The 17,295-nt window shown below is 71.6% G+C and carries 15 protein-coding genes and 1 pseudogene; 10 read left to right on the top strand and 6 right to left on the bottom strand.

Annotation, left to right across the window (positions count from 1 at the left end; translation table 11 throughout):
* Window positions 1-162: 162 nt before the first annotated feature.
* On the top strand, window positions 163-684 hold the full coding sequence (locus A3IC_RS73035; protein ID WP_425387336.1) for a fibronectin type III domain-containing protein: 522 nt from the start codon (window positions 163-165) through the stop codon (window positions 682-684).
* Window positions 621-965: pseudogene (locus tag A3IC_RS73030) on the top strand (chitinase); the annotation flags it as partial. The gene A3IC_RS73035 and the pseudogene A3IC_RS73030, both read left to right, overlap by 64 nt.
* Before the next feature lie 39 nt (window positions 966-1,004).
* Here the strand turns inward: A3IC_RS73030 and A3IC_RS0115245 are convergent.
* Together A3IC_RS0115245 and A3IC_RS0115240 are read right to left on the bottom strand one after the other, a co-directional pair.
* A complete protein-coding gene (locus A3IC_RS0115245) occupies window positions 1,005-1,568 on the bottom strand; it encodes a HutD/Ves family protein (RefSeq protein WP_020550912.1) in 564 nt (187 codons plus the stop codon).
* Window positions 1,569-1,736: 168 nt separating this feature from the next.
* Complete coding sequence (locus A3IC_RS0115240; RefSeq protein ID WP_026218288.1) at window positions 1,737-2,069, bottom strand: cupin domain-containing protein; 333 nt, start codon at window positions 2,067-2,069, stop codon at window positions 1,737-1,739.
* Window positions 2,070-2,202: 133 nt separating this feature from the next.
* Here A3IC_RS0115240 and A3IC_RS0115235 point away from each other — a divergent pair, with 133 nt between their 5' ends.
* The 4 genes from A3IC_RS0115235 (at window position 2,203) to A3IC_RS0115220 (ending at window position 4,889) form a co-directional block, all read left to right on the top strand.
* Complete coding sequence (locus A3IC_RS0115235; RefSeq protein ID WP_020550910.1) at window positions 2,203-2,661, top strand: AAA family ATPase; 459 nt, start codon at window positions 2,203-2,205, stop codon at window positions 2,659-2,661.
* Between the two features lie 7 nt (window positions 2,662-2,668).
* Entirely contained in the window at window positions 2,669-3,424 is a 756-nt protein-coding gene (locus tag A3IC_RS0115230) for a tRNA(His) guanylyltransferase Thg1 family protein (protein WP_020550909.1), read from the top strand.
* A 466-nt stretch (window positions 3,425-3,890) separates the two neighbouring features.
* The gene (locus A3IC_RS54605) at window positions 3,891-4,238 is read left to right on the top strand and encodes an SPW repeat protein (RefSeq protein WP_020550908.1); all 348 of its coding nucleotides are present in this window, start codon (window positions 3,891-3,893) and stop codon (window positions 4,236-4,238) included.
* A gap of 189 nt (window positions 4,239-4,427) precedes the next feature.
* The gene (locus A3IC_RS0115220; protein ID WP_158695959.1) at window positions 4,428-4,889 is read left to right on the top strand and encodes a hypothetical protein; all 462 of its coding nucleotides are present in this window, start codon (window positions 4,428-4,430) and stop codon (window positions 4,887-4,889) included.
* Window positions 4,890-4,949: 60 nt separating this feature from the next.
* Here A3IC_RS0115220 and A3IC_RS0115215 read toward each other — a convergent pair whose 3' ends face one another.
* Entirely contained in the window at window positions 4,950-5,891 is a 942-nt protein-coding gene (locus A3IC_RS0115215) for a D-2-hydroxyacid dehydrogenase family protein (protein WP_020550906.1), read from the bottom strand.
* Window positions 5,892-5,959: 68 nt separating this feature from the next.
* On the bottom strand, window positions 5,960-6,808 hold the full coding sequence (locus A3IC_RS0115210) for an SAM-dependent methyltransferase (protein WP_020550905.1): 849 nt from the start codon (window positions 6,806-6,808) through the stop codon (window positions 5,960-5,962).
* Window positions 6,809-7,180: 372 nt separating this feature from the next.
* Here A3IC_RS0115210 and A3IC_RS0115205 point away from each other — a divergent pair, with 372 nt between their 5' ends.
* Window positions 7,181-9,325, top strand: coding sequence for a hydantoinase/oxoprolinase family protein (locus A3IC_RS0115205; protein WP_020550904.1), 2,145 nt, complete (start codon window positions 7,181-7,183; stop codon window positions 9,323-9,325).
* Window positions 9,326-9,327: 2 nt separating this feature from the next.
* Window positions 9,328-11,202 carry a hydantoinase B/oxoprolinase family protein gene (locus A3IC_RS0115200; protein ID WP_020550903.1) on the top strand — a complete coding sequence of 625 codons (1,875 nt, stop codon included), beginning with the start codon at window positions 9,328-9,330 and terminating at the stop codon, window positions 11,200-11,202.
* 160 nt (window positions 11,203-11,362) lie between these two features.
* On the opposite strand, the gene codA is transcribed toward A3IC_RS0115200, so the two are convergent.
* A complete protein-coding gene (codA, locus tag A3IC_RS0115195; RefSeq protein WP_020550902.1) occupies window positions 11,363-12,652 on the bottom strand; it encodes a cytosine deaminase in 1,290 nt (429 codons plus the stop codon).
* Between the two features lie 71 nt (window positions 12,653-12,723).
* Window positions 12,724-14,136: a purine-cytosine permease family protein gene (locus A3IC_RS0115190; RefSeq protein WP_020550901.1), complete on the bottom strand. Its 1,413-nt coding sequence runs from the start codon at window positions 14,134-14,136 to the stop codon at window positions 12,724-12,726.
* Window positions 14,137-14,331: 195 nt separating this feature from the next.
* On the opposite strand from A3IC_RS0115190, the gene A3IC_RS72535 reads away from it, so the two are divergent.
* Window positions 14,332-16,053 (top strand): helix-turn-helix domain-containing protein, encoded by a 1,722-nt coding sequence (locus A3IC_RS72535; protein WP_086018438.1) that lies wholly within the window; start codon window positions 14,332-14,334, stop codon window positions 16,051-16,053.
* Window positions 16,054-16,238: 185 nt separating this feature from the next.
* The gene (locus tag A3IC_RS54600; protein ID WP_020550899.1) at window positions 16,239-17,165 is read left to right on the top strand and encodes an SDR family oxidoreductase; all 927 of its coding nucleotides are present in this window, start codon (window positions 16,239-16,241) and stop codon (window positions 17,163-17,165) included.
* Window positions 17,166-17,295: the final 130 nt, after the last annotated feature.

The raw sequence follows: 17,295 nt of genomic DNA, 5'->3' as shown, positions 1-17,295 counted from the left end.
CGGCCGCCCGGGGGATCGAGGCCGGCGGAGCCAATTGGTCCAGACCTATTGACAGTTCACTCGCCTCGGCGGTCAACTCGTCTGGCACACAGGCACCCCCGGCACCCTCGGGTGCGCCCGGACGGCCTGCGCACGCCCTGCGCCGAGGCAGCCTGACGTCCCATCAGGCAGTGCGGTGCCGACCGGGCCCACCCTTGGTCCGCGGTACCCGGCGCGACCGCCTACGACGTCTTCCGCGCGGACACCAAGGTGGCCACCGTCGCCGGCCCCGCCGCCGAGATACCGGGCTTGACCCCCGAAACGACCTACACCTTCTCCGTCGCCGCGACCAACAGCGCCGGAACGTCCGCGCGTTCGGCCCCGGTCACCGCCACCACCGGTCCGGACGGGCCCACCGGCCAGGACCCGACCGGCCTGCCCAAGCGCGTGATGACCGGCTACTGGCACAACTTCGTCAACGGCTCCACGAACCTGCGCCTGCGCGACGTCCCCGCGTCGTACAACCTGGTCGCGGTGGCGTTCGCCGAGGCCGACCGCACCCGCTGGGGCGCGGTCACCTTCGGTGTCGACCCGGGCCTGTCCACCGCCCTCGGCGGCTACACCGACGCCGACCTCAAGGCAACTCCGGAACCATGTTCGGCTGCGACCGGAAGCTCTACGCCCAGGGCGGTGTCGACTTCCTGACCGCCCAGGCGTGCATCCAACTCCAGGGCGGCCTGCGCCCCGATCAGGTCGCGCTCGGTGTGCCGGCCACCGAGCGCGCGGCCGGCAGCGGCCACGTCTCGCCCGGCGTGGTGAACAACGCCCTGGACTGCCTGGCCGCGGGAACCAACTGCGGGAGCTACCGACCCACCACCACCTGGCCGGGCATCCGCGGCGCGATGACGTGGTCGGTCAACTGGGACGCGACCGCCGGCTACGCCCTGGCCGACACCATCGCGGCGCACCTGCGCACGATGCCCTGACGGTCCGCGCGCCGGCGGTAGCACAAGCACATACAGCCACTACAGCGGACGAAGGTCCGCCCACAGCGCGACCGTACCGCTCGCGAGTGGCGCCGCCGGGTCGGCGGCGCCACTCGCCCACCACACCCCCTGTCCCGCTCGCAGCGCCGACCCGGACCCGTCGCCGGCCGGTGCGGACAGGACGTACAACACGCCGGCGTGCCCGGCGGGTGGGACCACCGGCGCCTGGACCCGGTGTACCCGTGCGGCCCATCGTCCGCGCCTGGTCATGATGTTGAGCACCCGGGTGTCACCGCCGAGCAGTGTGGCGCGCAGGTGCGCGTCGCCGGAGAAGGCGAACGGCTCGCCGGGCCGGTTCAGGCGGTGGTCGAGCCCATCGTCGCCGACCAGACGCACCCCCTCGCCCGCCAGCAGGGTGATCGTGCGGTCGACGCCGGGGAATGTGGAGAAGGGGCCGTCGGCGGCGATCGTCGCGATGCTCGCGCGCCAGTCGAAGTCCGCCTCGGCGGCGTGGGTCGGCGATTGGGACCCGATTTCGCGGGTGTCGCCGCCGCCGTTGCGCCAGCGGCCGACCGGTAGCGTCTCGATGTCGAACGGGTTCATCACGTGCCTGCCTACTCGGGATCGGGGCCGCTCCGGCACGGCCATGATGCCGGCGTACCGGGCGAGACCGTGCCGCGTGAGCCGCGGGCGGCCGTCGCGGTCGACCCGTCCGGCCCGGGCGGCACGCGCTCCCGCCCGGGCCGGTTGTCGAGCCGTGACCGGCGCCGGTCAGCCGTGCTTGGCCACGGTGAGCAGCACCGCCGCATCCTCCAGCGCCTCCACGCTGTGCCGCGCCTTCGGGCCGACCAGGAAATCGCCGGACCGGCCCTCCCACGACGTCTCGCCGCTGACGAGCACGATTCGCCCGCGCAGCACCAGCAACGTCGCCTCACCGGGATTCTCGTGCTCGGCCAGCACGGTGCCCGCGGTCAGCACGATCAGGGTCTGGCGCAACACGTGCTCGTGACCGCCGTACACCGTATGGGCACTGCGTCCCGTCGACGAGGCTGCGGCGAGCTTGAGCAGTTCGCGGACCTGGGCATCCAGGGAGAGCTTTTCCATGCTCACAGTGTGCACATGCCCGATCACCAAACCCCCGAACGACCCCACCCGATCGAACCCCACCCGGGCCACGGCACCGGTCCGCGCGCCCACCCGACACAATGCTCGTAGCGGGCGGGAGAGCGGAGCGAGCATGCGGGTCGCGATATTGATGGGGCTCCAGGCGTCGGGCAAGTCGACCTTCCACCGGACCGTTCTGGCCGCAACGCACGTGCACGTGAGCAAGGACGACTTCCCTCGGGCCCGGAACCGACAGCGTCGGCAGCAGCGGCTGATCGAGGAGGCGTTGGCTGCCGGTCGCGATGTGGCCGTCGACAACACCAACCCGGCGCCGGAGGACCGCCGGCCGATCGTCGAACTCGCTCGGGTGTGGGGCGCGCAGGTGGTCGGCTACTGGTTTCCGCCGGACCCCGCCGGGTCCTTGGCGCGCAATGCCGAGCGGGTGGGGAAAACCCGGGTGCCCGAGGTCGGCGTTCGTGCCACGCTGAGTCGGCTGCGGGCGCCGGGGGCGGACGAGGGGTTCGACGCCCTGTATGTCGTGCGATTCGACGGTGCGGGCGGGTTCGTGGTCGAGGTGGCGAGCGAGGGGTGACGGGGCGATGGACGCCGATCGGTTCGAGGCGATGCAACGGTCGCGGGAGTGGTTCCACTCGTTGGTGTTGCTGCCCGGTGCGTGGACGGTGATCAGGGTGGACGGTCGGTCGTTCTCCCGCTTCACCGAGGAACACTTCGACAAGCCCTTCGACGAGCGGTTCGGTGCGCTCATGGCCGAGACCGCGCAGACGCTGTTCACCGAACTGGACGCCCGCTACGCCTACACCGAGAGCGATGAGATATCGGTCCTGCTGGACCCGTCGTTCGACATGTTCGGGCGGGAGGTGGAGAAGCTGGTCTCGGTGACCGCCGGGATCGCGTCCGCGACGTTCACCCACCGGGCGGGCATACCGGCTCACTTCGACAGCCGCATCTGGATGGGGACGAGCGTCGGTGACGTGGTCGACTACTTCTCCTGGCGGCAGGCCGACGCCGCGCGGTGCGCGCTCAACGGCTGGTGCTACTGGACGCTGCGCAAGGACGGCAAGTCCGCCCGGGCCGCCACGCAGGTGTTGGCGCGGAGTTCGAAGGCGGACAAGAACGAGTTGCTCTTCGCACACGGCGTGAACTTCGCCGAACTGCCCGCGTGGCAGCGGCGCGGGGTCGGCGTGTGGTGGGAGAGCTTCGAGCGCGTCGGCTACGACCCGGTGCGCGAGGTCGAGGTCGCGGCCGTGCGGCGGCGGGCGCGGGTGGAGCGGGAGCTGCCGATGAAGGAGGAGTATCGCGCGCTGATCGCCGCGCTCACCGAGCCCACGTCCTGAGCGTCCCAGGCGAACACGCGCGTGGTGGCCCGGATCGCGTCCCGCGCGGGCACCGGCTTCGCCGCGGTGGCCGGCGCGACCGAGAAGAACACCGGGTGGAACACGGCGGGGATGATCCGTTCCGATCCGGTCAGAGTCGGGTGCGCACGTGCTCGGCGAAGTCGGCGATCGCCCGCTCGTTGCGGCGGTAGTAGGTCCACTTGCCGATGCGTTCCGAGTCGAGCAGGCCCGCGTCCTCAGGGGTGGTGTCAACCGGCGACTCACGGCGAGCGCACGATGGGGAAAATATGCGGTAAATATTAGGATTTAGGTGGGTTGGCCATGGGTGTGATGGCTATCAACCAGGGGACCGCGATTCCTCGGAAAGAGGGTGGTGGACGTGTCCTCGTCGACAGCGTCACCGATTGACCAGCATCCGGACATAGTCTCCCTCCGAGTTCGCTCGGAACGGGCCGCGAGCGGTCCGATGGCACAGGCGGCGGAAGCCCTGGGCACGCTGTGTGGCGTGTACCTGGCGGCGTCCCCGTGGATCGTGGGGTTCAACGGCTTCACGACTCTGGCGACGGTCAACCTGATCTGCGGCGTGGCGCTCGCGTTTCTGATGGGCGGCTTCGGTTCCGCCTACGAGCGCACGCATGCGATGAGCTGGGCCGCGTTCTGCATCGGCGCCTGGACGATCGTGGCCCCCTGGGCCGTGACCGGGGCCGTGGACACCACCCGCACCATCACGAGCAACGTGATCGTGGGCGGCGTGGCGTGCCTGATGGCACTCGTTCTCGCGTTGCGAGGCGTCGTCGGGCTTCGCCGGTTGTAGCGATCCGCATCGGTGATCCGAGACGGCACACGAATCGGTGATGCGATCAAAGATCCGAAATCTGAGTGATCCGAACCCAAGACCGGGCCGCCGGTCGGTTCCGCCGGCGAACGGTTCGCCTCGGCGGATACCGCCCGGCGTACCCCGCCTCTCGGCCCCGCTCGCGTTCCCGGGTGGGAGGTGGATGTGGTGGACGGACCTACGCTTTCGGCCCGGGAACGTCGGGCCCTCGCGCGGCTGGAGAAGTCGCTTCTACAGGACGAACAGCTCGTCGCGCTTCTGCGTGTGTTCGAGGACCCGATGCCCGCCTCGGCTCCGCGTCGCCGTCGCGTGCGGGTCCGAGTACCCGATTGCACGGCCATATCGAAGTGGTCGGCCCTGATCTTGTCGGGCGCGGCGATGGGCCTGTTGGTAGCCGCGCTCCTCACCGGCGCCGCGGCGGTCGAGCAGGCGGCGATCTGCGTGACCGTGCTCATGCTGCTCGTGGTGGGCGTGTTCGGATACCTGCGGTGGCTGCGCCCGGACGCCCGAGGTGCGGCGCAGGTGCCGCATCGGGCTGATCCCACCCAGGTACAGGGTCGGACGCGCACGGGCCACGACCGAGGCAGCGACCCTGACGACCCCGGCCCGGAACCGGGCCGGACACGGTGATCGACGAAGGTCGATCGGCCCCTCGCGCCGGCGCATCGGCCTTCCGGCCCGTGCGACCGGCTACTCGAGCACGCGGATCGGCCGGCCCGCGCGGAAGGCGGCGATGTCCTCGACCGCGTCGCGGTAGAACGTCTCGTACAACTCGCGCGTGACGTAGCCGACGTGCGGTGTGAGGACCACGTTGTCCAAGCCGCGCAGCGGGTGGTCGGCGGGCAGCGGCTCGACGTCGAAGACGTCCAGCGCCGCCGCGGCGATCGACCCCGCGCGCAGCGTGCCCAGCAACGCGGCCTCGTCCACGATCGGGCCACGCGAGGTGTTCACCAGGATCGCGGTCGGCTTCATCAGCCCCAGCTCGGCCGCGCCGACCAGGCCCCGGGTACGGGCGCTGAGCACGGTGTGGATGGAGAGCACGTCGGCGCGGGCGAACAACTCGTCCCGGGCCACCGCGGTCACGCCGTGTTCGGCGGCCCGTTCGACGGTGAGGTTCCCGCTCCAGGCCACGCACTCCATGCCGAACGCCTGACCGATCCGGGCCACCTCCGTGCCGAGCCGGCCCAGGCCCAGCAGGCCGAGCACCTTGCCGCGCAATCCGACGCCGAGCCCGACCTGCCAGCCTCCCTCGCGCATCGAGTGCACCTGGGCCGGGAGGTTGCGGGCGGCGGCCAGGATCAGCGCCCAGGTCAGCTCGGCGGTCGGGTACGCGACGTATCCGGTCCCGCACACCACGATGCCCAGCTCGCGCGCGGCGGCGACGTCGATGGCCGCGTTCACCGGTCCGGTGGTGACCAGGAGCCGCAGGCCGGCCAATCCGGCCAGCACGTCGGCCGGAAACCGGGTGCGCTCGCGCATCGCGACGATCACCGCGAAGCCCGCCAGCGCCCGCGCCACCGCGGCCGCGTCCGCGAACGGCTCGGTGAACACCCGGACGTCCGCGCCGAGCGAATCCCAGTCGGCCAGACCCCGGGCCACGTCCTGGTAGTCGTCGAGGATGGCGATCTTCATGGTGCTCCCGAGGGGGTCGAGCGAGGGGGCCGGGCGAGGCGGGCGGCGGTGACGGTCGGACGTCGAGGCTATCGGGGCAGCCGGCCGATGCCGCCGACCGACAGGTGACCCTCGGGGCTGAGCGGCTCGGTCACCGGCTCGTCCGGACGCCACAGCGGCAGCAGGACCACGCCGGGTTCGACCGGTTCCAGGCCCTCGAAGTAGCCCTCGATCTCCTCCAGGGCGCGGAAGCGTCCGCTGCCCAGCCGGCTCAGGAAAATCTTCTCCAAGGCCCGCCCCTCCGGAGTGGAGTCGCAGAAGTGGGTGATGAAGATGTAGCTCCCCGGCGCCAGTGCGTCACGGTAGGCGCGGACCACGCCGGCCGGGTCCTCGTGGTCGGCGAGGTGGTGCAGGACCCCCACCAGGAGCAGGCCCACCGGCCGCGTCAGGTCCACCAGTTCGCGCAGCTCCGGGCGGGCGAGCACGTCCGCCGGGTCGCGCAGGTCGGCGGTGACCACCCGGGTGCGGTGGTTGTCGGCGAGCAGCGCGCGACCGTGGGCGAGCACGATCGGGTCGTTGTCCACGTACACGACTGCGGCGTTCGGGTTCATTTCCTGGGCGACCTCGTGCGTGTTCTGCACCGTCGGCAGCCCGGATCCCAGGTCCACGAACTGGTCGATGCCCTCGGACGCCAGGTAGCGCACGCCGCGGGCCAGGATGTGTCGGTTGGCCCAGGCGCCCTCGTTGGTCAGATCCTTGAGCGCCTCGTCGGCTATCGCGCGGTCCACCGCGAAGTTGTTCTTGCCGCCCAGGATGGCGTCGTACACCCGGGCGACGCTGGGCACCGTGACGTCGATGCCGGTCGGTGCCCATTCCTCCGGCGACTCGCCCGCCGGTGGTGTGGAAAAGCCCCACTCGTCCTGCTCGCGCTCGACCACGGCTGCTTCCCGTCGGTGCGTCGTGGAGTCACCCTCTGCGACATCCGCGTGCGCCGACCCTATCCGAGTCGTTTCGAATTCCCGGCAACTTCCCTTCCTTTCCCGTGAGTTCGGGCGCGAAGCGGGGTGCGTGACGGGAGTATTCGGTGGATTGGTCCAGACCTCATCGTCCGAATTGGTTCAGACCTCATGGTGGTGCCGCCGGCGGGGGCGCTTGTGCCTGCTCACGGGAATCACCAACTGTTGCCGAGTCCCTTGGCAGAAGTTGCCGATTCCGTGGCAGGGCGTGGCGAAGTTGAATCGCTGACAGCAGCCGGGCGACCCGCCCTCCGCGAATGCGATTTACCTGCCCCCTCCGATTGGAGCGCGCTGATGACGCCTGCCGCAACGGCGGGACCCCGCCGACGGATCCGGATCGGTATCGACACCGGCGGAACCTTCACCGACGTGGTCGCACTGGACGAGGAGTCCGGCGAGCTCGTCACCACCAAGACGCCGTCCACGCCCGCCGACCCGGCCGACGGCTTCATGAACGGCATCGACAAGGTGCTGGGCCTGCTCGGCTGCACCGGAGCCGACGTCACCGCCGTCGCGCACGGAACCACGGTGGCCACCAACCAGCTCCTCGAGGACAAGATCGACCGCCTCGGGTTCATCACCACCGAGGGCTACGAGTACATCCTGGAGATCGCCCGCCAGGCGGTCCCGGACGGCTACGGCAACTCCTACTTCTGGGTCAAGCCCGACCGGATCGTGCCCGTCGACCTGGTGCACACCGTCGGCGGCCGGTTCGACTACAAGGGCAACGAGGTCCGCCCGTTCGACGAGGAGGGCGCCCGTACCGCCGCCCGTCGACTGCGCGAGCAGGGCATCGCGACGATCGGCGTGTGCCTGCTGCACTCCTACGCCAACCCCGCGCACGAGCTGCGGATGCGCGAGATCCTGCGCGAGGAGCACCCCGACGCGATCGTCTCGATCAGCTCCGAGGTACTGCGCGAATACCGCGAGTACGAGCGCTCGATGACCACGCTCGTGGACGCGGCGGTCAAGCCGCGGGTGGCCCGCTACGTCAGCGGCATCCGCCGGCGCCTGGACGAGTTCACCGCCGCCGGCGGCACCGACGCCGCGCGCCGCGTGCCGTTCGCGATCATGAAGTCCAACGGCGGCGTGCTCTCCGCCGAGGAGGTCGTGCACCAGCCGATCACCACGGTCTTGTCCGGTCCGGCCGCCGGTGCCCTCGGCGCCGCGCTGATCGCCGAGAAGGCCGGCTTCGACAAGGTGCTCACCTGCGACGGCGGCGGCACCTCGACCGACGTGTCGGTGGTCCTGAGCGGCGAGCCGACGCTGACCACCGAGGGTTCGATCGGCCGCTACCCGTCCAAGATCCCGATGATCGACGTGGTCACCGTCGGCGCCGGCGGCGGCTCGATCGCCTGGATCTCGCCCGAGGGCACGCTCAAGGTCGGTCCCCGCTCGGCCGGCGCCGACCCGGGCCCGCTGTGCTACGGCAAGGGCGGCACCGAGCCGACCATCACCGACGCGCACGTCCTGCTCGGTCGGATCCCCCCGCACCTGCTCGGCGGCGAGATCCCGCTCGACGTGGACGCCGCCCGCGAGGGCCTGACCAAGTTCGCCGCCGAACTGGGCATCGGTGTCGAACAGTGCGCCACCGGCATCCTGGAGATCTCCGCCTGGAACCAGGCCAACGCGCTGCGGCAGATCACCGTCAAGCGCGGCCTGGACGTCCGCGACTTCACCATGGCCACCTTCGGCGGCTCCGGCTCCCTGCTGCTGTGCCGCCTCATCGACATCCTCGGCCTCGCCGGCGTCATCGTGCCGCGCGACCCCGGTAACGTCTCGGCCTTCGGCCTGCTCACCGTCGACGTGCGCTGCGACTACGTGCAGACCGCCGTCGGCGGCCACCCGGACCTCGACCACCCCAAGGTGGCGGGCATCTACGCCGAACTGGCGGGCAAGGCGGGCGAGGCCCTCGACAAGGAGGGCTTCGCGGCCGAGGACCACCGCTACGTGCGCACCGCCGACCTGCGCTACTTCGGCCAGGCGTTCGAGGTGCGCGTCCCGGTGCCGGACGGTCCGTTCGACGCCGCGCTCGCCGACACCGTCGCCGAGGCATTCCACGCCGCGCACGAGCAGTTGTACGGCTACAACTTCCGCGGCGACGCGAGCCAGCCCGTGGAGTGGGTGAACCTGCGGGTCACCGGCGTCGGCCCGATCCGCCGCCCCGAACTGCGCGAACTGCCCGGCCGCGACGGCGACGTCGAGCGGGCCCGGACCGGCACCCGCCCGGTGTGCTTCGTCGACCGCGACGGCTACCTGGACACCGCCGTGTACGCGCGCGCCGAACTGGCCCCGGGCGACCTGGTCCGCGGCCCGGCCATCATCGAGGAGTTCGGCTCCACCATCCCGATCCACCCGGGCTTCGACGCCCGCGTGGACACCTACGGCAACGTCGTGGTCACCCGCGACGCCGCCGACACCGCCTCGAAGGGAGCCTGAGCATGAGCGCCACCGCCACCACCCCGCAGGACGCGCTGCACGGTGTGGACCCCGTGCTCCTGGAGATCGTCGAGGGCACCCTCGCCTCGGTCGAGATGGAGGTCGAGACCGCGATCGGCCGTACCTCGCGCTCGCCGATGATCCGTGACGCGCACGACTTCCGGGCCGGCATCCACGACCGCAAGTTGCGTAAGCTGACCGGCCGTTCGTACTCGGCGCTGGTCCACCCGGTGGCCCGGGACTTCCCGCTGGAGACGATGCGTCCGGGAGATGTGTTCTTCCACAACGACGTCTACGAGTCCGAGGGCGGCATCGGCCACCTGCCCGACCTGTGTGTCACCGTTCCCGTCTTCGCCGACGGGCAGGTGGTCGCGTTCGTCCAGGCGTTCGGCCACCACGACGACATCGGCGGCTGCTGCCCCGGGTCGATGCCCTCGGGTGCGACCAGCGTGTACGAAGAGGGCCTGATGGTCCCGCCGATCAAGCTGTGGGACCAGGGCGTGCCGAACCAGGCCGCGCTGCGCATCATGACCCGCAACTCGCGGATGCCCGACTCGCTCGCCGCCGACCTGGACGCCGAGTGCTCGGCGTGTCTGATGGGCTCGCGTCGACTGGGCGAACTCTTCGAGCGCTACGGCCGGGAGACCGTCGAGGCGTGCTTCGACGCGATCCTGGACAAGACCACCGAGACCTACCGGCGCGAGATCCTGTCCAAGATCCCGGACGGCGAGTACGTGTGGGAGGACTACGCCGAACACGACGGCGTGGACGAGCCGATGCTGCACACGCAGCGGATCACCCTGACCAAGACGCCCGAGAAGATCGTCATCGACTTCACCGGCACGTCCCGGCAGGCCAAGGGTCCGATCAACCACTGCGGCGACTACGCGGACGGCAACTTCCTCAAGAAGTGGCTCGCGCCGATCCTGCGCAACCTCGCGGACACCCCCGAGCGGATGGCCGAGCTCGACGTCAACGAGGGCGTGGTGCCGCTGATCGAGATGAAGTTCCCGGAAAAGGGCACGCTGCTCACGCCGATCTTCCCGGCGCCCACCAACGCCCGCACGTTCGTCATCCTGCGCCTGCTCGGCGTGCTCGCCGGCGTGCTGGCCAAGGCCGTCGACGGCAAGATGCCCGCCGACCAGGAGACGATCCGCTACACCGGTGTGTACGGACACGACGCGGACGGTCGCTCGTACCTGATGCGCGAGGTGCTCGGCGGCGGTTCCGGCGGGCGTTACTACGCGGACGGCGAGGACACCATCCACGTGGTGCCCGACTCGCGCAACCTGCCCACCGAATTCACCGAATCCCGCTTCCCGTTCCTGGTCGAGCGGCTCGGACTGGCCACCGACTCCGGCGGCCCCGGGCAGTTCCGCGGCGGCCTGGGCTACGAGAAGCACATCCGGATGCTGCTCGACGCGTCCTTCATGTCCATCGCCGACCGCTCGATCCTGTCCTGCTGGGGCGTCAAGGGCGGCAAGGCCGGGCGCTCCTTCCAGGTGGTGATCGACCCGGGCGGCCCCAACGAGCGTGAGATGGAGGGCCTGGTCGACGACGAGCCGGTCAAGGCCGGCGAGGTGATCCGGATCCGCACCACCGGCGGTGGCGGCTGGGGCGACCCGCTGGACCGCAAGACCGAATCGGTGCTGCGCGACGTGCAGTGGGGCAAGGTCTCGCGCGGCGCCGCGGCCGACGACTACGGCGTCGTGCTCACCGGCGAAGGCGACGACCTGGCCGTGGACGAGGCGGCAACCGCCGCGCTGCGCGCCTCGGTTCGCGCATCGCGCCCCGAGGTCGAGCCGTTCTTCGACCGCGGTCCCGGCTACGCGCTGCTGTCCGGCGGCGACGCCTACCCGGCGGTGGACCTGCTGTAGACCGACCCGGCGCGGTGGGCGCGAGTGGTGGGCCGAGTCCCCGCCTCGCGCGCCCGTCGACCCCGCGCCACCGGAGCCCGGCCCGACCGTTTCGACGGTCGGGCCGGCTTCCGCCGACGACACGGCCGCGCCCCCGGTCTTCGGGGCGCGGCCGTTCGCGTCACCGCCGTACGAAGTCCACGTCCCGCGGCGGCCGGCCCGGCCAGGTCAGCCGGGTGGGCGTGGCCGGGGTCTCGGCGACCACGCGGCCTCGGGAGATCACATGGCTCGGGCGGACCTGGCGGCGCAGCACGTCGAAGGGCGAATCGGCGGGCAGGATCAGGAAGTCGGCCGAGCGGCCGACGGCCAGGCCGTACCGCTCGCCGAGGTCGAGCACCCGCGCCGCCCGCTCGGTGACCATCGCGAACACTTCGTTCATCTCGTCCTGTCCGGACATCTGGGCGGCCAGGACGCCGGCGTGCGCGACCTGGATCGGGTTCGCCGTCCCGAGCGGGAACCACGGGTCCATCACGTCGTCGTGACCGAACGCCACATTGACCCCCGCCGCGAGCATCTCCTTGACCTGGGTGAGGCCGCGTCGTTTGGGATAGTCGTCGAAGCGGCCCTGGAGGGTCAGGTTCACCATCGGGTTGCAGACCAGGTGGATGCCCGAACGGGCGATGATCCGACGGAGCTTGCGGCTGTAGGCGCCGTTGTAGGAGCCCATCGCGGTGGTGTGACTGGCCGTCACCCGCTGCTTCAGCCCGGTGCGGTGCGCGAGGGTGGCGACCACCTCGACGAAACGGGACTGCTCGTCGTCGATCTCGTCGCAGTGCACGTCCACCGACAGGCCGTGTCGCTCGGCCAGTTCGAAGACGATCTGCAACGAGCGCACGCCGTCCTCGCGGGTGTCCTCGAAGTGCGGGATCGCCCCGAGCACATCGGCGCCCGCCTCGACGGCACGGGCCATCAGCCGCTCGCCGTCGGGGAAGGAGACGATGCCCTCCTGCGGGAAGGCCACCACCTGGAGGTCGAGTACGTCCCGTACCCGCTCGCGCAATTCGACCAGGGCGTGCAGGGCGGTCAGTTCGGGGTCGGTCACGTCGCAGTGGCTGCGCACGTGCAGCACGCCGTTCGCGACCTGCCAGCGCAAAACCTCCTCGGCACGGGCCAGTACGTCCTCGCGGGTCAGCATGGCCTTGCGCTCGGACCACCGTTCGATGCCCTCCCACAACGTGCCCGAGACGTTCCAGCGCGGCTGTCCGGCGGTCAGCGCGGTGTCGAGGTGGATGTGCGGCTCGACGTAGGGCGGGGTGACCAGGGCGCCGGCGGCGTCGAGGACGGGGCCGGCCGGGGGAGTGCCGCCGGTGGGGGTGATGCTCGTGACGATGCCGGCCTCGATCGCGATGTCCACGCGTTCCGGGCGGTCCGGGAGTCGGCAGTCGGTCACGGTGCGGCTGTTGCCCTGCATGTCGGATGGCTCCAGGGGTCGCGGTGGATTCGTCGGGTCACTGCGGGCTTTTGCCCACCGCCCTCTCTCGGTCACCGCTCGGCTCGGTCGCGTCGGCCGAGCACCAGGTACAGGCCGCCCGCGACCAGCGAGCCGGCCAGCCAGGACAGGTCCACATTGCCGATCGCCTCGGCTCCGGGGCCGCGCAGCGCCTGCGGCACGCCGTACTCGAAGCACCACGTCGCGACCATGCCGCACACCAGTGCGACGATCGCCGACCAGCGCACGTCCGCGAGCAGACCGCGGCGCGGCGCGGCGTACAGCGCGGGCACGTCGATCCGCTGCCGGGCGAAGACGTAGAAGTGCACCAGCATCACCGCCGCCCACGGCGCGACCCACGTGACCATGCCCGCGAGCCACGTGTCCAGGGTGTGCGCCAGGCTCGCCCGGAACACCAGGAACAGCGTGAAGACGGTGGCGAACGCGCCCACCAGGCAGGACAACACGCGCCGGGAGACCTTGATGTCCAGGGTCTGGGCGCACAACGAACAGCTGTACAGGTTCAGGATGTTCGTCGCGATCGGCCCGTGCAGGACCAGAAGCAGCACCGGGATGGCCAGGCCGCCGAACGAGTCGACGATCAGTCGGCCGGGGTCGGCCTTGGCGTTGACCGTGGCCAGCGAGGCGCCGAGCACGCCGAGCCAGACCACCGGGAGGAACTGGCCGAGCACGCTGGCCGCGTACAGCTTGCGCCGGGAGGTGGTGCGCGGGACGAAGCGGGAGTAGTCCGAGGCGTAGGCGAACCAGGTGATGCCCCAGCCGACACCGATCGCGGTCATCACCGTGCTCATCGCCGACCACCGGTCGCCGCCGCTCAACGTGCTCGCGTGGCCCCAGTCGATGTCCAGCCGGGTCCAGGCCACCACGGTCATCGCGGCCAGGACGACCAGGGTCGCGGGCACCGTCCAGCGCTCGAAGCCGGCGATCGCGCCGAAGCCGGACGCGGCGATCGCGATCTGGGCGGCCATCACGACCAGGACGACCACGACCTTGGTGCCGTTGCCGCCGACGTAGCCGACGCTGTCCAGCAGGGCCATCACCAGGTCGAGCACGATCCAGGTGTTGATCGCACACCAACCGGCGGAGATCACCCCCTGGACGGCGGCGGGCAGGTACGCGCCGCGCCGGCCGAAGGCGGCCCGGGCCAGCACCATCTGGGTCACGCCGGTGCGCTGGCCCATCAGGACGAACAGGCCGAAGACGCCCATGCCCACGAGATTGCCCACGACCAGCACCAGCACGGTGTCGAGGAGGCCGAGGCCCAGCACGATGCCCAGGGCGCCCAGTACCCAGTTGATCGGCGCGATGTTGGCGCCCGCCCAGATCCAGAACTGGTGCGCGGGGGTCGAATCGCGGGCCTCGTCGGGCACCGGTTCCAGGGACTGGGTGTGGTCGACGGTGTGAGCGGGTTCTGCCGGTTGCGCGGGCTGTTCGAGGATTGCCACGGAGACCTCCGGTGGGGCGGAGCGAGCACGGCGGTGGGGTGGTGGGGCGGGTGCGATGGTGCGGGTGTGGTGGGTGTGTGGTGAGCCTGTGATGAGTGGTCGTGTGGGGTGATCACCGAAGGTTCCTCGGGCTGGGGGGCCGTGACAACGGACACCGTGACCGGGATACTGACGCATCTTCCGGACGGAGTGTCCATGACGCTGTCCCTGCGAGCGGTCCTCGCGCACCCCCTGCTGCGTGCCGCCGATCCCGTGGTGCCGGATCCGCGCGCCGATCTGGAGCGCCCGGTGCGCTGGGTGCATTCCAGTGAGATCTACGAGATCGCGCCGCTGTTGCGCGGCGACGAACTGCTGCTCACCACCGGTCTGGGCCTGGCCGGGCGGAACGCGGGCGAGCGGCGGCGCTACGTCGTCGACCTCGCGGCGGCGGGCGTGGCGGGGGTGGCGTTCGAGGTGGGTCGTACGTTCGGCGAGGTGCCGGCCGACGTGGTGCGCGCGGCGGCCCAGGCGCGGTTGCCGCTGGTCGTGCTGCGCGGGGTGGTGCCGTTCGTGGAGATCGCCGAGGCGGTCAACGCGGCCATCCTCGACTCGGCGGTGACGCGGCTGCGGCACGTCAACGAGATCGTCCGGGTCCTGTCCGGGGTGCTCGCGCGCGGCGCGGGTGTGGACGAGCTGTCCCGCACCCTGTCCCGCCTCACCGATCGACCGGTGGTCCTGGCCGGCATCGACGGCACGATCACGTCCTGGGCCGGCACCGACGCTCCGACCGAGGTGGTGGGAGCGCCGGCGGCGGAGGCCGGGGTGGAACTGCGCGGGGCGCTGTGGGGGCGGTTGCTGCTGGGCGCCTCGGGGGTGGGCGGGGCGGACGGGGTCGACGGCGGAGCCGAGGTCGGGGCCGGGCCGGGGGGCGTGCGGCCGGGCGAGGGGTATGGCGACGGTCGTGCGGGTGCGGTGGCCGGTGGGTTGCCCGGAGGGGCCGGGGACACGACGGCGATCGCCCGGTCCGGCGCCGCCGACGAGCACGCGGGTGCCGGGTCGTGGTCGCGGGCGAGCGCCGAGGTCGCGGCGGAGGTGGCCGAGCACGCGGCGCAGGTGTTCGCGCCGGCCCTGCTGCGGTTGGCGGATCGGGACGGGTGGGTCGGGCGCGAGCGTCGTGAACTCGTCGAGGGTCTGCTGCGGGACGTGCTGCCGCCGCGCGAGGTGGCGGCGCGGCTGACGGTCTGCGGCCTGGTCCCGGCCGGGACGGCGGCCTGGGCGAGCGTCGCGCTGCACCTGCCGGATCCGGTGCGGGCGGTGACGGTGCTGTACGAGGGGCTGCGCGCGTGCGGCGGCCGGGGCCTGGTCAGCGACGGGCCGGGCGGAGCGTACGCGCTGATCGCGCTCGACCGGGACACGCACGTCGCCGAACTGCTCACGCGCCTGGGCCTGCCGACGGTGACGGGCGACGAGCCGACCTCGGCGCTGGGGCCGCTCGTGCGCGACGTCGCCCGAGTCGGGCACAGCCTGCGCGCCGCGCGGGACACGCTGCGGCTGGCCCGGCGGCTTCGCCCGGTGCGGTCCGCGGCGATCGCCGACACCGTGCTCGCCGACGCCTGGGCCCTGGAGCGCGTACTGGACCGGCTGACCCCGGAGGAACTCGCCGACCTGGTCGAGGACCAACTCGGCCCGTTGCTCGCCTCGGACGCAGCGCGCGGCACGGGCCTGGTGGACACCCTGGAGGCGTACCTGCGTTGCGGTTGCTCCAAGACCGAAACCGCCGGCGTGCTGTTCCTGCGCCGCCAGTCGGTACACCAACGCCTGGCCCTGATCGAGTCCCTCCTGCGGGTCAGCCCCGACGCCCCCGACCGCCAGGGCCCCCTACGCGCCGCCCTGACCGCCCGCACCCTCCTGGCCACCCGAGGCCCGCACCCGCCCTAGGCCCTGTCCGGCTCCGGCCTGGGAGCGGCCGTGAACAACCAGCCGGCTGCCTACAGGAGCTCTTTCATGAATTCGGTGGGCCAGGCCGCGGAGAAGGGCTTCGGCAGGATGTGCCCGATTCGGGGTGGGCGGGTTGGCGAGGGCGGACGGTGATGGCGGATGGGATTGCTGCCTAGCGTGGGTGCATGATCGTGATCACTGGGGCTGCGGGGAAGACCGGGCGGGCGCTCACCTGGGCGTTGGCGGAGCGTGGGGCGCGGGTGCGGGCGTTCGTGCGCCGGCCCGAGCAGGTCGCCGTGGCGCTTGCGGCGGGGGCCGTCGAGGCCGTCGTGGGGGAGGTGGGCGAGCCGGCGGACCTGGACGAGGCGCTGCGCGGGTGCGCGGCGGTCTATCACATCGCGCCGAACGTGCACCCGGACGAGCCGGCCATCGGCCGCGCCGTGATCGCGGCGGCGCGGCGGGCCGGGGTCGGGCGGTTCGTGTTCCACTCGGTGCTGCGCCCCCAGTTGCGGGCGATGCCGCACCACGAGGCGAAGGCGCGGGTGGAGGAGGCCCTGTTCGAGTCGGGCCTCGCGGTGACGGTGTTGCAGCCGGGCCCGTATCAGCAGAACACCCTCGACGCGCGTGACGCGATCACGCGGATCGGCGACTTCGCGGTGCCGTACCGGGTGGACGCGCCGTTCGCCGCCGTCGATTTGCGCGACGTCGCGCAGGCGGCGGCCGTGGTGTTGTGCGAGGAGGGCCACGAGGACGCGGTGTACGAGTTGGCCGGTCCCGAGGCGCTGACCCCACGGCAGATCGCCGGGCACCTGGCCGAGGTGCTGGGCCGGCCGGTGACCGCGCGCCGGATCGACCCGCGCGACTGGTGCGAGGAGGCCCGCGCCGGCGGGCTGTCCGGCTATGCGCTGGACACCCTCACCGCCATGTTCGCGTTCTACGACCGGCACGGCCTGACCGGCAACCCGCGCACCCTGGCCGCGCTGCTCGATCGTGCGCCGACCCGCTTCGTGGACTTCGCCCGCCGGGCGTTCGGGCCCGACGACGCGCACTACGCACCGGGCTTCCAACACCAAGTATTGCCAAGCGAGCGCGATTCCTTGGGCAGTAACTGACGGCGAGCAAGGCCCCGAAGCCGCCTAGCTTGGACGCATTCGGCGCCGGACGGCGCACCGCACCACGCACCGCGACCGGCCACCCGCACGCGCATACACGCACTGCCACCACGCGTCACGCACCACACCC

Source organism: Embleya scabrispora DSM 41855 (assembly GCF_000372745.1).
In the GTDB taxonomy this organism is placed as follows: Bacteria; Actinomycetota; Actinomycetes; order Streptomycetales; family Streptomycetaceae; genus Embleya; species Embleya scabrispora.
The sequence above is the reverse complement of the archived record's forward strand: the minus strand, read 5'-3'. Positions and strand labels throughout refer to the sequence as shown.